The organism is Terriglobia bacterium, assembly GCA_020073185.1.
Classification (GTDB): domain Bacteria; phylum Acidobacteriota; class Terriglobia; order Terriglobales; family Acidobacteriaceae; genus JAIQGF01.
Genome location: JAIQFT010000025.1, coordinates 63966 through 82710 on the forward strand (window position 1 = coordinate 63966; position 18745 = coordinate 82710).

Sequence of the window (18745 nt, forward strand, 5' to 3'; positions counted from 1 at the left end):
GCTTGGATTCTCTGATTTCCTATGTGGTTGCGGCTGTGCTCGTCCTTTTTTTTGTGCACCTTTATCTCAGGGGCATCAGGAAAAAGGAGGAGGCGTGGCGCGCCTCGGCGGAAAAAGGAAAGTTATTTTCCGAGGGGCCCAAGGCCCAGCATCCGCACATCGACGTCACCTATTGCATTGGCTGTCAGAGTTGCACCGCGGTCTGTCCCGAGGGTGACGTGTTGGGGATGGTAGGGGGCAAGGCCGCCATCATCAACGGATACAAGTGCATCGGCCACAGCCTGTGCGCGGAAGCCTGTCCCGTGGGCGCCATCACCATGGTCATGGCCACCCCGAGCATGGGCGCCGAGATGCCCAGCTTGACTCCGGAATATGAAACCAACATCACCAATCTTTTCATTATCGGGGAACTAGGCGGGCTGGCGTTAATCAAGAACGCCGTGAACCAGGGCCGCGCTTGCATCGATGCCATTGCCGACCGGCTGGCCGCAGGCTGGTTCACCGCCGGCTTGGGGCAGCCCGAGATCCCCGATATTCTGATCGTCGGAGCTGGTCCGGCCGGGATCGGCGCCTCGCTCCGGGCCATCGAGAAGAAGTTGAAGTACCTCACCATCGAACAGGACGAGGTCGGCGGCACCGTGTCCAAGTACCCTCGCCAAAAACTGGTGATGACCACGCCAGTGGAATTTCCCATGTACGGGAAGTTCAGAAAGATGGAACTGTCCAAGGAAGACCTGCTCGCCTTCTGGCAGAAGGTAATGAAGCGCTCCGATTTCCAGGTCCGCAGCGGCGAGAAAGTGGATGACATCAAGAAGGACCCTGACGGCCTGTTCACGGTCACCACCTCAAAAGGCCAGTATCGTGCGCGAGCCGTGATACTGGCGCTGGGACGCACCGGCACTCCCCGCAAACTCGGGGTTCCCGGGGAGAACTTGCCCAAAGTCATGTACCGGCTGATTGAGGCCGATCACTACGTGAACAAGAGAATTCTGGTGGTCGGGGGCGGCGACAGCGCGGTGGAGGCGGCCATGGGACTGGCGCATCAAGTCGGAAATCAGGTCACGCTATCCTATCGCCAGGAGCGCTTCAGCCGCATCAAGGCGCGCAACGAACAGCGCGTGGAAGAGTGCATCCGCTCCAACAAGCTCAAGGTGCTATTCAATTCCAGCCCCGTCGAGATCCGGGAGGACGCGGTGGTGATGGACGTCAAAGGCGAGCGCCAGGAACTCCCCAATGATTTTGTCTGGGTTTTTGCCGGCGGCACTCCACCCAATGATTTCCTGAAGAAAATCGGCGTGCAGCTCGGGACGCGAGACCTGACCTCGGAGGCGCGCGACGAAGCGCAACAGGTCGAGAAAGCCCGAAAAGAAATCCCGGCGGGCAGAAAAGACGATCCTACGGTCCCCTTGTTCGCGCAAGGCTAGCGCGGCAACCGAGTAGTGCGGCGGGCGCTGAATTCACGCTTGAGCGACCTGCGAACCTCGGAGGAACTGGTATTTCAGGATGCGCGCGGCAACGCGCGGCGGGATAGCGGCGGCAGCATCGATGGTCCGCACAACCTCTCCTTGGCACGCCACTTCGACACAGGAATGTCCGGTCACCTCGGCCGGGAGAATAAGCTGGAGCTCAATCTGAGCGTTCCTGGACACCGGCCGGTCGGTGCGAAACAGTACGCCAGATCGGCTGATGTTCTCGGCCGTGCCGGAGACCCATTCGGTTTCGCCCAGCATGCGGAACCGGAGCGGCTGTTGCATGGTGAAGCGCGGCGCTCGCGGGCTCTGCGCACGAACTCCCGCCGGTTGGACCGCCGTCTGCGTGTCGAGCACTTCGCGTACTTTGCGTGCCAGCGTTGCCGAGGTGAATGGCTTCTCCAGCAGGTTGGTCTGCGGATCCAGCGTACCATTGCGACCGATGGCATTCTCGATGTAGCCGGACATGTACAGCACCCGGATCCCGGGGCGATCGCTGGTAAGTTGCTCGGCCAACTCGCGACCGTTCATGCCTGGCATGATAACGTCGGTCAATAGCAGGTGAATGGGGCTGGGATGCAGGTGGCTGGCACGAATCGCAGCCTCGCCATTTCCCGCCTCCAGAACAGTGTACCCGCGCGCCTCCAGGAAAGCGCGAGCCAGGCTGCGCAGCTCGGGTTCATCCTCGACGATGAGGACCGTCTCCCGACCTTGCGGTGGCCGATGCTCGACTGCCTCTGGTGGTGCAGAATGGCCGGTCTCGGCGAAGTGCGGCAGGTAAATGTGGAACGTGGTCCCCTTGCCTACTTCACTTTCTGCCCATATGTGTCCACCACTCTGTTTGACGATGCCGTACACGGTCGACAACCCGAGGCCGGTGCCCTTCTGACCCTTAGTCGTGAAAAAGGGCTCGAACAGGTGGGATTGAGTTACAGCATCCATCCCGCAGCCGGTGTCAGAGATGGTGAGCAACACGCACTCGCCGGGCAGCACATTGGGGTGTTGGCGGCTATATTGCTCATCCAGGGAAACATTGGCCGTCTCGATGATTAGCTTGCCCCCATTGGGCATGGCATCGCGAGCGTTGACCGCCAGATTCATGATCACCTGCTGGATCTGGCCCGGATCGACGCGCACGTGTCCGGAGAGCGCGCCGGGAACAAAGATGAGCTTGATATCTTCGCCGATCAGTCGTGGCAACATCTTCAGGTGCTCCGCCACCACCGAGTTCAGATCCAGGACACGCGGCGTCTGCACCTGCTTGCGACTGAATGCGAGCAACTGACGAGTCAGCGCAGCCGCGCGATCCGTGGCTTTGAGTATTTCATCGGCGGGACGGCGCAATTCGGAGTCCGTACCCAATTGCCCCAGCAGGAGTTCACAGTAGCCGGAAATGACCATCAGCAGGTTATTAAAGTCGTGAGCGACTCCGCCGGCCAGCCGGCCTACGGCCTCCATTTTCTGCGCTTGCCGAAACTGCTGCTCTAAAGCATGTCGCTCGGTAACATCTTCCGCGACGAGGTCAAAAAACGTTTTTTGGCGGTCGTCCCGGATCGGTCGCCCGGAGAGGCGCACGACGATGGGAGTATTGTCCCAGCGTTTCCATTCCGCCCGCACAGCGTCGAATTGTTTCAGCAACCCCTGATCATCCAGAACACTGCCGAACTGCTCGGGATCACAATAGAAATCAGAGAGGCGCCGCTGCGACAGCGCGGTGGGCACGGGACATCGCAGCATGGCTGCCATGGCAGGATTGGCGTCCAAGAGCACGCCATCCGGGGTACAGCGGCAGATGCCATAGGGGGCGTTGGTCACCAGGGAGCGGAACTTCTCTTCCGATCGGTGCATTGCCCGCACGGCGGAATGCAAGCGCGCAAAGGACCAGCAGATGAGCGCGGCCAAAATCGCGAACATCAGCGGGTGCACAACTTCCACCACGCGATACATGGCTCCCGGTGAGCGGGAAAGACGTATGTAACCGCCGCTCAGCAAGCAGGTTGCAGCCGTCAGCAGACCAGCCCTCCAGCCCGCAAGGCTGGCGCTGGCGATGACGGCAATGATGGAAACGCTGGTCCAGAGTTCGACGTGGTCGGGCGCGGCGAATGACACGCCCGCCGCGGTAGCGGCAACTAGCAGGGCGATAGTCCAGCGCAGCAGCCCGCTACCAGCCAGCCGTAGAACTAGCTTTTGGCGTGAAAGGTCTGGGATCAAACTCCACCTAAACTTGACGGTACGGCGCTTCCGTATGGTGTGAAGGGTTGGGAATCAAACCCCACCTGGAAGCGACGGTATGGCGCTTCGGGGTGGGGGCGCAAATTACCAATGTGCACCGCGGGCAGGGCATCGGGACATGGCCTTTAGGTAGGTAAAAGCTACGGGAGGTTCCGCACATTGAATGTGCAGGTGAGACAAATGGCGGACGCAGGGCGGGCTGGCGTCCATTGCCGCAGTGAATTCACCGCGACCACATAAGAAGGAACCCGGTTGGTGGGTGAGTCTTTCTTGCGGGCCTATGACTTGAACTTAATTCGGGTCTTCACCTACCCAAGAACGCAAGGGGCGTACGGAACGGGAGTTCAACCCGTCCCGTTTCCCATCCATCTCACTAAAACGTGATGGTGACTGCGATTCCGGGGCCGGGGCGCATGCGGTCGTACAGGTAGTACCCATCGTCGGTGTAATCCAGGTATACGTCGTCGGTTTCATACCAGTTTGCCGGCCACGTTTCCGGCCACGGATCAACGAATGTGACCCAATAACCGTCGTACCGGAAGCGAGGGTACCCGCCCACGAAGAGCATCGGAAGGCTGTAAATGCGGAAGTAGTGTTCTCTCCCCCAGTAGGTCCGGAAGCGGTCGTCAGGTATGCGGTAGCCGTGATAGCCGCCGCGCTGCGCCCAGGTGTGGTGGTCGTTATTCCACGACTTGGCGCGTGACTCGCCGAAACCACTGCGCACCTGCTTTTGTTGTTGTGGGATACCGCTGTGGTGAACGCCACCATGGGTACGGCCGTTGGGCTTGACGCCGCCGTAGTAGGCGCCGCCGTAGACCGGTTGCGGCTTTCCCTGACGCGGCGCATTCGGCTGTTGCTGATGCTGTTGCTGCGCCGGTTGCTGACGCTGTTGCTGCGCCGGTTGCTGATGCTGTTGCTGCGCCGGTTGCTGATGCTGTTGCTGCGCCGGTTGCTGACGCTGTTGCTGCGCTGGTTTTCCCTGTTGATGCTGCTGCCGCGGTTGCGATTTGTCCTGCTCCTTACCCTTTTGCTCCTGCTGTGCGTAAGCAAGGGCATGGGTTCCGAGAAGCAAGAACAGTATGGCTGTGCTGATAACGCCAACTCGTTTCATTTGTCTGTGCTCCTCACGAGCGCCCGGCTTCTGTTGACGCTCGGTCCTTCTTCACTATGCTAGTCAGGTGTGACTGTGAGGTCTATCCAAATTGGATACTCTTCACCCGAGGTCCGCCTGCAGCCAAGTGCGGCGGGATTTTTTTGCGCGATTCTCCGCGGGCAATAGAGAATTTGCGTCATAATGGCCGGTTTATCCACCCTTGAAAATTGAATCGTGCAGTTCGTAGACGCTTGAGTACAGACAAAGGGAGCCGCAATCATGAAGAAGTCTATGGTGACAATCGACGGCAATGAAGCCGCGGCCTACGCTGCCTTCCACACCAGCGAAGTAATCGCAATTTACCCGATCACGCCATCTTCGAACATGGGCGAATTCGCCGACGAGTGGGCGGCCAAGGGCCAAACCAATCTCTGGGGCGTGGTGCCCACGGTGGTGGAGATGCAGAGCGAAGGCGGAGCAGCCGGAGCATTGCACGGAGCGATTCAGGCGGGTGCGCTCGGCACTACCTTTACCGCATCGCAAGGCCTGCTGCTGATGATCCCCAACATGTACAAGATCGCGGGGGAGCTCACGCCCTGTGTCATTCACGTAGCGGCGCGCACCGTGGCCACGCACGCGCTCTCCATCTTCGGCGATCACAGCGACGTGATGGCCTGTCGACAGACCGGATTCGCCATGCTGGCTTCCAACTCGGTGCAGGAGGCCATGGACCACGCTCTGATCGCGCACGCCGCGACTCTCGAGATGCGTATTCCTGTCCTCCACTTCTTCGACGGGTTCCGCACCTCGCACGAAGTGGCAAAAATCGAGGCATTATCCGTCGAAGATATGCGGGCGATGATGGATGAAGAACTGGTGCGCGCACATCGTCTGCGCTCGCTCTCCCCAGACCGGCCGGTTTTGCGCGGTACCGCCCAGAATCCCGATGTTTTCTTCCAAGCCCGGGAAGCCGGCAATCCGTACTACCTGGAATGTCCTGCCATCGTACAGAAGACGATGGACAGGTTCGCCAAGGTCGTGGGCCGTCGCTATAACCTGTTCGATTATGTCGGCGCGCGGGATGCGGAGCGGGTCATCATCATGATGGGCTCCGGGGCGGAAGCAGCCGAGGAAACGGTGGAGTACCTGAATGCGAAGGGCGGCAAGGTCGGCCTGCTCAAGGTACGCTTGTTCCGGCCGTTCTCCGCCGAGCATTTCCTGGCGGCGCTGCCGCCGACGGTGAAGTCGCTGGCCGTCCTCGACCGCACCAAAGAGCCTGGTGCCACCGGCGAGCCGCTCTACGTTGACGTCGCGGTGGCGCTCAGCGAGTCACTGTCCCATGGCCAGGGGCCGCTCAAGTCCATGCCGCGGGTAATCGGCGGCCGCTACGGCCTTTCGTCGAAAGAATTTAATCCCGCCATGGTGAAGGCGGTGTTCGACGAACTCAACAAGGCGCAGCCCAAGAACCATTTCACCATCGGCATTATCGACGACGTCACCCGGACCAGCATCGAGTACGACCCGCAGTTTTCGACCGAGAGCTCCGATACCGTGCGCGCCGTTTTCTACGGGCTGGGATCGGATGGCACGGTTGGCGCCAACAAAAACTCCATCAAGATCATCGGCGAAGACACGGACTTCTACGCTCAGGGATACTTTGTTTATGACTCGAAGAAAGCCGGCGCGATGACGGTGTCGCACCTGCGCTTCGGGCCGCGCCCGATTCGCTCCACCTACCTGATCACGCAGGCGAACTTCGTGGCCTGCCACCAGTTCTCCTTTGTGGAGCACTTTGACGTGCTCAAGCTGGCGCAGCCCGGGGCCACGTTTCTGCTCAACAGTCCGTACCCTCCCGGCGAGGTCTGGGACCGGCTGCCCATCTCGATGCAGCAGGAGATTCTGGACAAAAAGCTGCGCCTGTACGTAATCGACGCCGACACAGTGGCGGAAGGCGCCGGCATGGGGCGCCGAATCAACACCGTTATGCAAACCTGCTTTTTCGCGATCAGCGGCGTGCTGCCGCGCGAGGAAGCCATTGCCGCCATCAAGAAAGCCATTGAGAAAACCTACCTTAAACGCGGCGCAGCGGTCGTACAGAAGAACTTTGCGGCCGTGGACGCGACGCTGGCTCAACTGCACGAAGTCAAGCTGCCGGCGCAAGCGACGAGCCAATTCCGCCTGGCGCCGCCGGTGTCCGCGGCTGCGCCCGACTTCGTGCAAAGAGTCACCGCCCGCATCATTGCCGGAGAAGGCGATCTTCTACCAGTCAGCGCACTTCCGGTGGACGGCACCTTCCCGTTCGGGACAGCACGATGGGAGAAGCGCAACATCGCACTGGAGATCCCGGTCTGGGACGAGCAGCTTTGCATTCAGTGCGGCAAGTGTGTGTTGGTGTGCCCGCACTCGGTGATTCGCGCGAAAATCTACGATCCGGCACGCCTCGCAAGCGCGCCCTCCAGCTTTAAGTCGACGAAACCAAAATGGAAGGAGTTCGAAACCCAGCGCTACACCCTGCAGGTGGCGCCTGAGGACTGCACTGGGTGCGCCTTGTGCGTGCAGATTTGCCCGGCCAAGAGCAAGACGGAGGTCAAGCACAAGGCCATCAACATGGAGATGCAGGCGCCGCTACGCGCTGCCGAACGCGAGAACTGGGATTTCTTCATGTCGCTGCCGGACACCGACCGCGAGCATCTCAAGACAGGGCAGGTAAAGGACGTTCAGTTGCTGCAGCCGCTGTTCGAGTTCTCGGGCGCATGCGCGGGTTGCGGCGAGACGCCCTACATCAAGCTGATGACGCAATTGTTCGGCGACCATGCGGTGGTGGCCAATGCTACCGGTTGCTCGTCGATCTACGGCGCCAACCTTCCGACGACGCCATACACCATCAATTCCCAGGGCCGAGGGCCGGTGTGGTCGAATTCGTTATTCGAGGACAACGCCGAGTTCGGCTTGGGGCTCCGGCTGGCACTGAACAAGCAGGAAGAATATGCGCGCGACCTGTTGCGGCGGCTGGAAGGACGCATCGGCGGTGAACTGGTTACGGCGCTTCTGACCACCGACCAGTCAGGCAACGACGGCATCAATCGGCAGCGCGAGCAGGTGCGGCTGCTGAAAGACAAGCTGCAAGGAGCCGATCTGACGGAGGCGCGCGATCTGCTGGCGATTGCCGACTCTTTGGTCCGCAAGAGCCTGTGGATCATCGGAGGGGACGGTTGGGCTTACGACATCGGCTACGGCGGCCTGGACCACGTGCTGGCCTCGGCACAGAATGTGAACGTGCTGGTGCTCGACACCGAGGTTTACTCCAACACCGGCGGCCAGCGCTCCAAGGCCACGCCGCGCGGCGCGGTAGCGCGTTTCGCCTTCGGCGGCAAGGAAACGGCCAAGAAAGACCTGGCGCTCATGGCGGTCAATTACGGCAACGTGTACGTCGCCCGTGTGGCCATGGGGGGCAGCGACACGCAAACGGTCAAGGCGTTCGAAGAAGCCGAAGCTTACCCGGGGCCTTCGCTGATCGTGGCCTTCTGTCACTGCGTTGCGCACGGATACGACCTGATGTATGGCATGGACCAGCAGAAACTGGCGGTGCAAACCGGGTACTGGCCGCTGTTCCGGTATAACCCGGCGCTCAAACAGCAGGGCAAGAATCCTCTGCAACTGGATTCCCACGCGCCGAGCCTGCCGTTGCAGAAATACATGCTGAACGAAACGCGCTTCAACATCCTGAACCACGCGGATGAGGATCTGGCCAAGAAACTTCTGCGGGAGGCCGAAGAAGATGTGCGCAGCCGTTGGGAACTGTACGAGAGGCTGGCCTCGCTTCCCGCTGGGGAAGATCTGAATGCCGCCGTGCTGGCGGCGAAAGGAGGCAAGTAATGATCGACCTCTCGACCACTTATCTTGGGTTGAACCTGAAGAATCCCGTTGTGGTCTCGGCTTCACCCTTGCAGAAGGAACTCGACGCCGTGCGCCAGATGGAAGATGCCGGTGCAGCCGCCGTGGTGATGCACTCGCTATTTGAGGAACAGATCGACCTGGAGAGCGAGGAACTGAATCGTTTCCTGGAGCAAGGCAGCGAGAGTTTCGCCGAGGCCCTGCGGTATCTTCCCGATCTGGAAGAGTACAACCATGGGCCCGAAGCCTACCTGGAGCACCTGGCCCGGGTGAAGAAAGCGGTGCACATCCCCGTCATCGCCAGCCTGAATGGCAGTTCCATGGGAGGCTGGACCCGGTATGCCAAGATGATGCAGGACGCCGGCGCGGATGCGATCGAACTGAACACCTATTATGTCGCCGCCAATCCCGAGATCCCCGGGTCGCAGGTGGAGCAGATGTACATCGACCTGGTGCAGCAGGTGAAGTCGGCGGTGCGCATCCCACTCGCCGTCAAGTTGAGTCACTTCTTCAGCTCCATCCCGCACGTCATGCACAAGCTCGACAGCGCTGGAGCCGATGGCTTGGTGCTGTTCAACCGCTTCTACCAGCCCGACATCGACCTTGAGGAGCTCGAAGTCGTGCCGCGGCTGGCATTGAGCAATTCCTATGAACTCCTTCTGCGCCTGAACTGGGTAGCTATTTTGTACGGGCATATCAAGGCGGACATGGCCATCACCGGCGGCGTCCACACCGGCGAGGATGTGCTGAAGAGCATGATGGTGGGCGCACGCGTAGCCATGATGACTTCGGCGCTGCTGGAAAATGGGGTCGGGCATATTGGAAAGGTGCTGCGCCAGGTGCGTGACTGGATGGAGGAACACGAATACGAATCGATTCGCCAGATGCAGGGCAGCATGTCGCGGCGATCGGTGCCCGATCCGGCGACCTACGAACGCGCCAACTACATGCGAGTGCTGAGCTCCTACACAGCAAAGAAGGCGGTGGCGGGCTAAGCGGCCTGCGGCGAGATTTCGATTTGTCTTGGCCCTGTTCTCTAGTGGATGCCGCTGAATCCGATGTGGCGCGGGCACCCTCGCCCGCGCCCGTCACCTCCACCGAACCCGAACCAAACGGCGAACTCGAAGGCGAAAGCCTCAAAGCCCAGCCTTTTACTATACAGGTAGTTTTTGCCCTGTCTTCAGTGCACCTCCGACAACGTGACCCCTTCTTCAACTGTTTGCCCCCACTAGGGTAATTCGGCCCCAGTCGATGATCCCCTGCGCGGCGGATTGTTGCTTGACAAGGCGGCTTTGAACCGCAAAAATCTCTCCACTCGGTGCGGGGGAATTCGCTCAAAATCCGACGGTGCGACACAAACTAAGTTTTTTCCTGGGCCCGTCTTGCCCACGCCGTTGTCGTGTTTTTCCTTCCTTGGGGCCAGAGTTGCTTCGGCACGTTTTTTGGGGGACAAATGAACCGCTGGTTAATCTCATCGGCAACTGCACTGCTATTTGTGACCGCAATCTGTGCTTGGGCGCAGTTACCCGCGGCCGGTCCAAACGTCAACATGGTGTCCGGTACCGACTGGACCACTGGGGATCCCTTCCTGCAACGTCAGAACGAACCGTCGATGGCGGTTTCCACCCGCAACCCCAACCACATGCTGGGTGGCGCCAACGATTACCGGTCGGTAGACTTCGAGCAGCTTTTCGGCACCAAGAATGGCGATCAGACGGCGGATGCTTGGGTAGGCGTGTTCAAGTCGTTCGATGGCGGGGCGACCTGGAAAAGCACCCTGCTGCCCGGCTTCCCCGCCGATCGCACCTCGGGCGCCGAGCGTCCGGGCGGGCCGGCCTCGCCGATCTTCGGCTTCCAGGCGGCGGCCGATCCCATCGTGCGCTCCGGCGCCAACGGGATGTTCTATTACGCGGGCATCGCTTTTAACCGCACCAATAATCTTGGCAAGGTGTTCGTCTCCCGCTTTATTGACAATAACAACAAGGAAAACGGCGATCCGACGTCCCTGCAGACGGCGGGGCTGTTTACCGCCGTGTCCCCTTTGGATCCGATTCGCTACCTGGGAACCACCGCGGTGCAGAGCGGGACCGCAACCCAATTCCTGGACAAGCCGTGGCTGGCGGTGGATGTGCCGCGCAGTTCGGCAACCTGCAGCGTCAACTATACCAATCCGGACGGAACCACCGGCACCCAGACCATTCCAGCCAGCAACGTCTACCTGACATTCAGCGACTTCGTGAACAACGGCACGCAATCGATGATCCTGTTCACGCGCTCGACCAATTGCGGAGGCACCTGGAGCGCGCCGATTACCCTCAGCCCGGTGGCGGTTAACCAGGGCTCGGTGATCGCCATCGCACCCCCGATTCCCGGGACCGAGCGTTTGCTCCCTCCGGTCATTTATGTTGCCTGGCGACAGTTTGGCAGCGGCAGCACACCGGGTGCAATCATGATGGCGGAGTCGCTTAACGGCGGCGCCAAGTTCACTCCGGCGTTCGCGGCCCACACTTTTCCGCTTTCCTGCAACACGGACCCAACTGGCGCAGGCTGCCCGTTCGATCAGGGCATTACCGGAACGTCATTCCGCTCCAACACTTATCCGACCATGGCGGCCGATACCACCGGCCGCATGTACCTGGCCTGGACGCAGCGGCAGGCGAACGGCGATGCGCGCATCATGATGCAGGTAGGATTGGTTGGCATTCCGCTACCTCCGCCCGCGGTGGTGGACACCAATCCGGTGCTCGACGACAACGGCAACCCGCTCACCACGCTGTCCGGTCGCGGCCACCAGTTGATGCCGTCCCTGACGTTCAACGCCGGCAAGCTGACGCTGGTCTATTACGATCTCCGGGAGGACCACACTATTGGACAGTTCATCCCGCTGGCCGATAAGACCGGCTACAACGAAAACCGCTTGCCTGAAGGCGAACTGGTGGGAAACCCCACCAATGCCGCCGTGTTCAATTCCTGGATTGACGATGCCGGAGCGCCTCCCGGCAATCCGCTGACGGTGCGCCGTCATACCATGGACGTGCAGGCATCGCAAGCCTCCCCGCGCTCACTGCTGAACCTGACGGTACCGGCGTTCACCTCGTTCCGCGTTGCTCATTACCAGTTCGGACTCAACCCGTTCGAGAATCCTTACTCTGCCTATGCCGAGCAGTTGGAGGTAAACCCTCCCAACCTTCCCATGTTCCAGCAAGGGCACGCGCCCTTCATGGGCGACTACATTGATGTCGCGGGCGCGCCCACATTCGTTCTCCGGGGCGGGAAATGGCATTTCAACACCGACACCTCGGCCGGGCCGCCGGTCTTCCATGCCACTTGGACCGACAATCGCAACGTACGTCCGCCGCACAGCCTGGACTGGACCCAGTACACTCCGCCGTATTCGCCCTCGAACCCGACCGCGGGCACGACCAGCAAGTTCGACCCCACCAAGACAACCATCGCCTGCAACCCGGATTTCGTTGCCTCGCGCAACCAGGATGTCTATACCGCGCGCATCGCGCCGGGGCTGGTAGTCACCGTTCCCGGCAACCAGAAGCCGCTCGGCACTCAGCCCGGCACGTCCACGCTATTGCAGCGCGCCTTCTCGGTGGTGGTGCAGAACACCAGCGGCGTGCTGAAGACTTTCCGCCTCACCATCGCCAATCAACCGCTGCTCGCCAATGGCTCGGTCGATCCGCAGGGGCAGGCGACATTTCAGCAGTTTCCGCCTACTCCAACGGTCACCACGCTGGACCTGCCGGTGAACCCGCTGTCGAGCGCAGCCAGCACGGTCTTCGTGAAATCGCAGAATCCGACCGCCAGCGTAACGGTGAACGTGCAGGAGATCACGCAGCCAGGCGGAACGCCTGTCGCTGGAGGTTTAAGCGGCATCGCGGTGATCAATCCTGATCCAACAACGCCGCCGATCATCAACCCGGATAACCCGTCCGTGGGTAACCCGTCGGTGGGGAATGCAGAGGTTTACAACCCTTCCGTTGGGAATCCTTCGGTGGGAAATCCTTCCGTCGGTAACCCGTCGATTTTGGATCCTTCCGTCGGCAATCCCTCGGTGGGCAATCCCTCGGTCGGCAATCCGTCCGTCGGAAACCAAGCATTTGCGACGGCGTTGAATCCGTCGGTGGGGAATCCTTCGATCGGCAATCCCTCGATCGGCAATCCCTCGGTCGGCAATCCGTCGATTGGCAACGCGTCGGTTACCGACGCCAGCTACGACCTGACGAACGCCGGAAACACAACCTCCGCCTATACGGTCAAGCTATTCGGAGGTTCCACGATCCCGTCTAACCTGCAGTTCCAACTGATCCTCAACAAGGTTTACTACCTGAACGAGCCGGGTGGCACCGACGGTTGCACGTTGCAAGTGCAGCCTACCAACGTGATCCTGTCCAACATTCCCGCGCCGCCCATCGTGACCGATCCCAGCACTCTGGGCAACCCTTCCGTCGGCAACCCCTCGGTGGGCAATGCCACGGTCGCGGTCGCACCGGGCGACACGGTGCAGATCACGTTGCGCATCAGCGCTGGGCTCGATCAGAACGGCAATCCGCAGCCGCCGCTGACGCCGGACCAGGTGCAGAGCATGGTCCTCAACAACATCACTCCAGTGGCAGTGTCGCAAGCGATCAACACCCAAGACTTGGGGAATCCCAATCCGCAGCCGCCGCTGAGTTTGACCATTCTCACTAAGGCCCTGCCGAACGCCAGCACCAACACCGACGGTGCTTACAGCCAGCAATTGATGGCGATCGGAGGCGTCGTCGGCCCGCCGACTACGAATTACACCTGGACGCTAGTCGGCGACAGCAGCCTGCCGCCGAACCTTTCCCTCAGCCCCGCCGGGGTGATTAGCGGCACGCCGACCACCGGCGGCACCTACAACTTCATCGTTCAGGTGGCGGATGCAGCTTCGCCGACGCCTCATGTGGCGCAGCAGGCTCTGAGCATCCTGGTAATCGCGCCTCTCTTGTTCACGCCGCCAGCCAATGAAAGTCTGCTTACAAATCAATCGCTCGTGGAGAATCTTGCGACCTACACGAGCGGTGGCTTGCCCCCGTATCAGTACGCGATTACTGGCGGTTCGCTGCCGGCGGGCTTCACCTTGGACGGCTCCACTATCAGCGGCACGTCGAGTACACCCGTTTCTTCCAGCTTCACCGTCGGGGTGACGGATGCCTTGAACAGCACTGTGTCCAGCGTGCAGACGATCAACGTCGTGTTTCCGCTTTCGGCCACCGCGCCCGCCCTGGTCACAGCCTTCGTGGGCCAGCCTTACAGCGCGCTGTTTGGCGCCACCGGCGGCACCACGCCGTACACCTGGAGCGTCAGTCCGCCTACGGCGCTTTCCGATTTCGGACTCTCATTGAACGCGGCAACCGGGCAAATCACCGGATCGCCCACGCATACAGGAACGATCAACTTCTCGGTTACGGTAACGGATTCTTCCGTGCCGCAGCAGAGCCAGACCCTCTCAAACCTCAGCATCAGCGTGCACCACGGCTACGACGACGAATAACTACGGTGGCTCGGGCGTTGGCTCATCGCCCATCGCCCCACCACTTCACAGGCAACGGTGAACACCAATGAGCCTGCGGGGGTGCGGGAAATTTAGTGGGAGTTCAGACGGCGCTGAGCGTCGCTCAACAGCGGCCCGGCGCCCTTTTCCTGCAGGCTGACAAACGTCTTGTAGGAATCGGCCGCCGTAGGGCTCTTCAACCCTTCCTGCACACGGCCGAGGTAATAGTAGAGCGGTGGGACAATGCGGAACGTCGGCACGTCATCCAAAAACACCGCGCTGGCCTCGCCCTTGCGCCGCAGGCATAGCTCGAATTCAGAATCGGCTTCGGTGAACATGCCGGCGTCCAGGTAGGCGCGGCCGAGATCATAGTGACCTAACCAGGTGTCAGTAATCTTCTGCGCCGCCTGGAGCAGTTGGATCGCCAGGCGCGGATCCTTGCGCTTGAGGCTGGTTTCGCCCTCCAGAAGCTTGCCGTAGATTTGCGGTTCCGGTTCCACGCGCGAGGCAAGCTGCGCAGCCAGTTGCGACGCCTTCGACAGTTGTCCGGTTTCCAGATATACCTGCCCCGCCGAATACAAGACGCTCTCTTCCTTGACCAGCGTGACCGCCTTGTCAGCCGCCGCCTGTGCCGCTGCGGCGTGTCCCGCCAGCAGGTGCGCCTGCGCCAGAACGATGTACTTGATCGCCGCGCCGTCTTTGTCCTTGTTGGCCAGGTCGGCAGCGATGCCCTTTTCCAGTAGCGGAATGGCGTCTTCCGCGCGCCCATGGAACAGCGCCACATCGGCGCGTCCCAGCGACGCCATGGATGCGCCCCGCGCGTTCAAGCCTTCCAGTTTCTGGTATGTCTGGTCCGCGTTCGCCACCTCGCCCGACCCCATTTGTGCCATGGCCAGCGAGTTATAGGCAAGCGTGAAGGATGGGTTCTGCTCGATCACCGTCCGCGCCTCGCGAGCGCCGGTGGCGAAGTCGCCGGCATAGACCGCGTACAGCGCCAGGTTGTCGCGTTGCAGAAGGTTCTTCGGCGAGACCTCGACCGAGTGCCGGCCTTCCTGCAACGCTTTCGGCATGTCGCGCATATAAAAATAAGCGAGGGCAAGATTGCCGTAGGCCGAAGCGTCGGCGGGATACTGCTTCACCAGGGCGCTGTATTCCTCGATGGCCTTTTGCGGCTCACGCACCGTCAGGTAATACCCGCCACGGGTGCGGTACTTTTCGCGGTCGCTCATGCGGCCTACCAGCGCCATGGCCGACTGATAGTATTTTTCCGCTTCGCTGCGCCGCCCGGTGTTGATGGCGGTGGCCGCCAGCCCCGCATACGCGCGCCCCATGTTGGGATCGAGTTCGATCGCCCTCTTATAGTGCTGTTCTGCTTCTCCCCAGTTGCCGGCCCATTGCAGGTCCTGCGCCCGGGCGTATTCGTGCGCCGCTTCCAGCGAGCTGGAAGTGAAGGTTTCGGCCTGCACCTTCTGCACCGATTCCGGCGTAGTGTCGCCGAGCGACTTGCGGACCGCCGCCGCCAGCCCACCCACCGCCTTCAGAACCGCGTCCTTGTTCTGCACCTGGGCTTCCTGCGTGGAAATCACCTTGCCGGTGACCCCATCCTCGGCCTGCGAGCGCAGCTTGTATCCGCCACCCTCAGCCGTGATCGAGCCGGTGATGATCACGCTGACGCCTTCGCGCACGGCGATCAGGCGCGCCACGGGTTCATCCACCGCGGTCGTGCCCGGCTTCAGTTGGGCAGCGATCTTGCGCGCCTGCGCGCGGTTGAAGGAACTGATGAACGACGCTCCTTCCAACGCCAGGCCAAACGCCGGTTCCAGCGTTCCGTCGAATACGCCATCCGAGGTCTTGTTCTCGAAGTCCGCCACCAGCACCGACACGGGCGCATGCGGCGCCGCCGTACCCGTGCCGCGTCCGCGGGTGAGGAACCATCCCAGAGCTACGGCAATGACCAGCAGGGCCACTGCGACCGGTGCGGCGATCCACGCCATGCGGTTGGGTTTTGCGCCGGCAACGACGACACCCGAACGGCCCGTGGTCCGTCCCTGGAACGCCGCCAGGTCATCGAGGATTTGCTGTGCCGCCTGGTACCGCTGGGACGGATCGCGCTCCAGGCACTTGCTCACGATCGAACTGAGGGCGTGAGGCACACTACGCTCGACCTCGGCAACCGGCACCGCCCGCTCTTGCGTCCGTTTCAGCAGGCTTGCCAGCGCGCTGTTCGCTTTGAAGGGCACGTTGCCGGAGAGCAGCTCGTAAAAGATGAGGCCAACCGTGTAAAGGTCGGATCGTACGTCAACCGGCTTGGCCTGCGCCTGTTCCGGCGACATGTATTCCATGGTGCCGACCATCATTCCCGTCTGCGTCATGCCGCCACTTTCCAGGGTGCGCGCCAGACCGAAATCCATGACCACAACGCGCCCCTGCGGATCGCGCATGATGTTGCCCGGCTTGAGATCGCGGTGGATGACGCCTTCGGCGTGCGCCGCCTGCAAGCCGGCTAGCATTTGTTCCGTGATCGCGATCGCCTCGCCGACCGGGAATTTGCCCTGTTGGCGCAGCAGCGAGCGTAAGTCCTCACCTTCGACGTACTCCATGGTGATGAACTTGACGCCTTCGGCTTCGCCCAGGTCGTAGATGCGGACAACATTGCGGTGGGTAACTTGCCGCGACAGTACCAACTCCTGCTTGAAGCGCTGCAGAATGGCGGGATTGCTCGCCAGCTCGGGACGGATCAGCTTGAGCGCGATCAGGCGGTCTACCTCGACGTCCTTGGCCTTGTACACCGCGCCCATGCCGCCTTCGCCCAGCAGTTCCAGGATCTGGTAGCGGCCCCCGAGTACTGTGCCCGGCGACAGCGCGGGCGCGGGTGCGGCGTACTGCCCGCTGAAGGTCTTGTCCTGTCCGAAACCGGAGCTGGTCACCTGGGCGCCGGCGCGCTTGCTTTTGTCATCTGCCATGATCAACCGCCCGCGCACACGCGAGCCATCTTCCCGGCCAGAGTACCCCGAGTATACAAAAGGAAACGGTCGCCCAACTCGATTTGATCCGGAATTTCATCGTCGCCACGATGACCGCAATACGCGATGGCGCCAACTGTGCTTGTGAGTGCAGGTGACTGCAGCGGCTCGCAGATGGTTGCGGCTCATTACCAGAAGCCGCAACGGGTGAGCCCTGGAGTTTGGGAAATTTGATGGAGAAACGGTACGAGGGATCCCAATGTTGCTGCGGCTATTCGGATAAATCGCTTCATGCGATGACCTAGTGCGGCCATTTACGGCTGCATGATTGTTGATAACAGCCGTTAGCGTAACTTACGATTCTGCACCATGAAAAGGGCAATTCGATGGCCTGCCTGAAAACCGTCAACTCCCCAGCAGTTGGCTCAAGACCTTCTTCCGCCCGGTTGACAGCTTATCCACCCGGACTTGACGGAGGATGTCTTGGCGATCCGCTGCGTTGATTATTTCCGCCCACGTCTTGAACTGCTCGTTGCTCCCGTTGTGCGATCCCAAAGAGTCAATCGGATGATCTCAGCGGTAGCAAGGTCAAAGCGATGCAAGAGCACGAATGTGGGCGAGCTTTTCCTCGCTCAGGCCGTGCAGTTCTTCCTCGCTGAGGCGACCCGTGTCGATCAGGTCGGCGAAGACGAACGGAAGCACGGAGTAACGGTAGTCGTACCGGGTATCAATGTCCTTGCGCTTGTCCCGCAGATAATCCTCCAGCTCCCACAGTTGGCTCGGCTGCTGGATATGCGCGGCACGCCTTTGTGTCTCGCAGATGACGGACTCCAACTCCCTGTGGAGCGCCTGCTCAAACGCTTGACGTGCCAGCTTTTTCTCTGCTGGCGACCATCTCATGTCGCGGATCGTGGTGGGGCGGTCTTCCGCGCCGGACTGAGGGCTCCCCATAGTAGTGTCCCCCCGGCACATTTTATCGCTGGGGGGCGATCTCGGTCGGGCTCCCGATCTGTAACTTAGACTAAGAGCTGTTATCGCCAGTTGTTATCGCCGTGCGCGGGGGTTAAAACCGGGTTTTCAATAGTGCTGCCTGAAGCTCTTCGACGCTCTCCGCCACGCTCCGCCCTGTCGTGTCGATCACGATGTGCTCACGGTGCCACGGGTCGTACTCTCGCGAGACAACTTGTTCCCATGTTGGCAGCCTCAGTCCGCTGATGTCGGTCGTGCGCGTTTCCACCCGCTGCCGATGCCGCTGCCGATCAGAACAGGTAATCTCGACTTCAGCAACGGGCACTTGCGCCCGCCTTGCAACGGCGATCCAAGCGTCGCGCGAAAGTTGAAGGGGATTAACAGAATCCGCGATGACCGTAAGACCGAGGCGAAGATTGTCTTCGGCGACGGCATACCCGATACGATACCCCGCGTCATTAAGCGGCAGGGTAACCGTTCCGGAATCGCGGAGGGTTTGCTCAATCGAGTCAATGCGCACATGCACTGCACCGAGTCGACGAGCTAGCTCTCTGGCAAGCGTGGTCTTTCCCACGCCCGGGAGTCCTCCAATAATGAG

10 protein-coding genes are annotated in these 18745 nt (G+C 60.9%); 5 read left to right on the plus strand and 5 right to left on the minus strand.

All coding sequences use genetic code 11. The annotated features are described in order from the left end of the window. The first annotated feature begins 2 nt into the window (after positions 1 to 2). A complete protein-coding gene (locus LAN64_11070) occupies positions 3 to 1424 on the plus strand; it encodes an NAD(P)-binding domain-containing protein (GenBank protein MBZ5568377.1) in 1422 nt (473 codons plus the stop codon). A gap of 33 nt (positions 1425 to 1457) precedes the next feature. On the opposite strand, the gene LAN64_11075 is transcribed toward LAN64_11070, so the two are convergent. Both LAN64_11075 and LAN64_11080 read right to left on the minus strand, forming a co-directional pair. Then, entirely contained in the window at positions 1458 to 3680 is a 2223-nt protein-coding gene (locus tag LAN64_11075) for a response regulator (GenBank protein MBZ5568378.1), read from the minus strand. Between the two features lie 394 nt (positions 3681 to 4074). Continuing rightward, positions 4075 to 4425: a hypothetical protein gene (locus LAN64_11080; GenBank protein ID MBZ5568379.1), complete on the minus strand. Its 351-nt coding sequence runs from the start codon at positions 4423 to 4425 to the stop codon at positions 4075 to 4077. Positions 4426 to 4455: 30 nt separating this feature from the next. On the opposite strand from LAN64_11080, the gene LAN64_11085 reads away from it, so the two are divergent. From LAN64_11085 to LAN64_11100, 4 genes are all read left to right on the plus strand, one after another. Further along, positions 4456 to 4875: a hypothetical protein gene (locus LAN64_11085; GenBank protein MBZ5568380.1), complete on the plus strand. Its 420-nt coding sequence runs from the start codon at positions 4456 to 4458 to the stop codon at positions 4873 to 4875. 198 nt (positions 4876 to 5073) lie between these two features. After that, positions 5074 to 8670: a pyruvate:ferredoxin (flavodoxin) oxidoreductase gene (nifJ, locus tag LAN64_11090; protein ID MBZ5568381.1), complete on the plus strand. Its 3597-nt coding sequence runs from the start codon at positions 5074 to 5076 to the stop codon at positions 8668 to 8670. Next, positions 8670 to 9683: a dihydroorotate dehydrogenase-like protein gene (locus tag LAN64_11095; GenBank protein ID MBZ5568382.1), complete on the plus strand. Its 1014-nt coding sequence runs from the start codon at positions 8670 to 8672 to the stop codon at positions 9681 to 9683. The genes nifJ and LAN64_11095 overlap by 1 nt, the downstream gene beginning before the upstream one ends. A gap of 458 nt (positions 9684 to 10141) precedes the next feature. Beyond that, on the plus strand, positions 10142 to 14215 hold the full coding sequence (locus tag LAN64_11100) for a putative Ig domain-containing protein (GenBank protein MBZ5568383.1): 4074 nt from the start codon (positions 10142 to 10144) through the stop codon (positions 14213 to 14215). Positions 14216 to 14307: 92 nt separating this feature from the next. Here the strand turns inward: LAN64_11100 and LAN64_11105 are convergent, their stop codons facing one another. From LAN64_11105 to LAN64_11115, 3 genes are all read right to left on the minus strand, one after another. Further along, entirely contained in the window at positions 14308 to 17178 is a 2871-nt protein-coding gene (locus tag LAN64_11105; GenBank protein ID MBZ5568384.1) for a protein kinase, read from the minus strand. A gap of 588 nt (positions 17179 to 17766) precedes the next feature. Continuing rightward, a complete protein-coding gene (locus LAN64_11110) occupies positions 17767 to 18087 on the minus strand; it encodes a hypothetical protein (GenBank protein MBZ5568385.1) in 321 nt (106 codons plus the stop codon). A 154-nt stretch (positions 18088 to 18241) separates the two neighbouring features. Beyond that, complete coding sequence (locus tag LAN64_11115; protein MBZ5568386.1) at positions 18242 to 18742, minus strand: AAA family ATPase; 501 nt, start codon at positions 18740 to 18742, stop codon at positions 18242 to 18244. Positions 18743 to 18745: the final 3 nt, after the last annotated feature.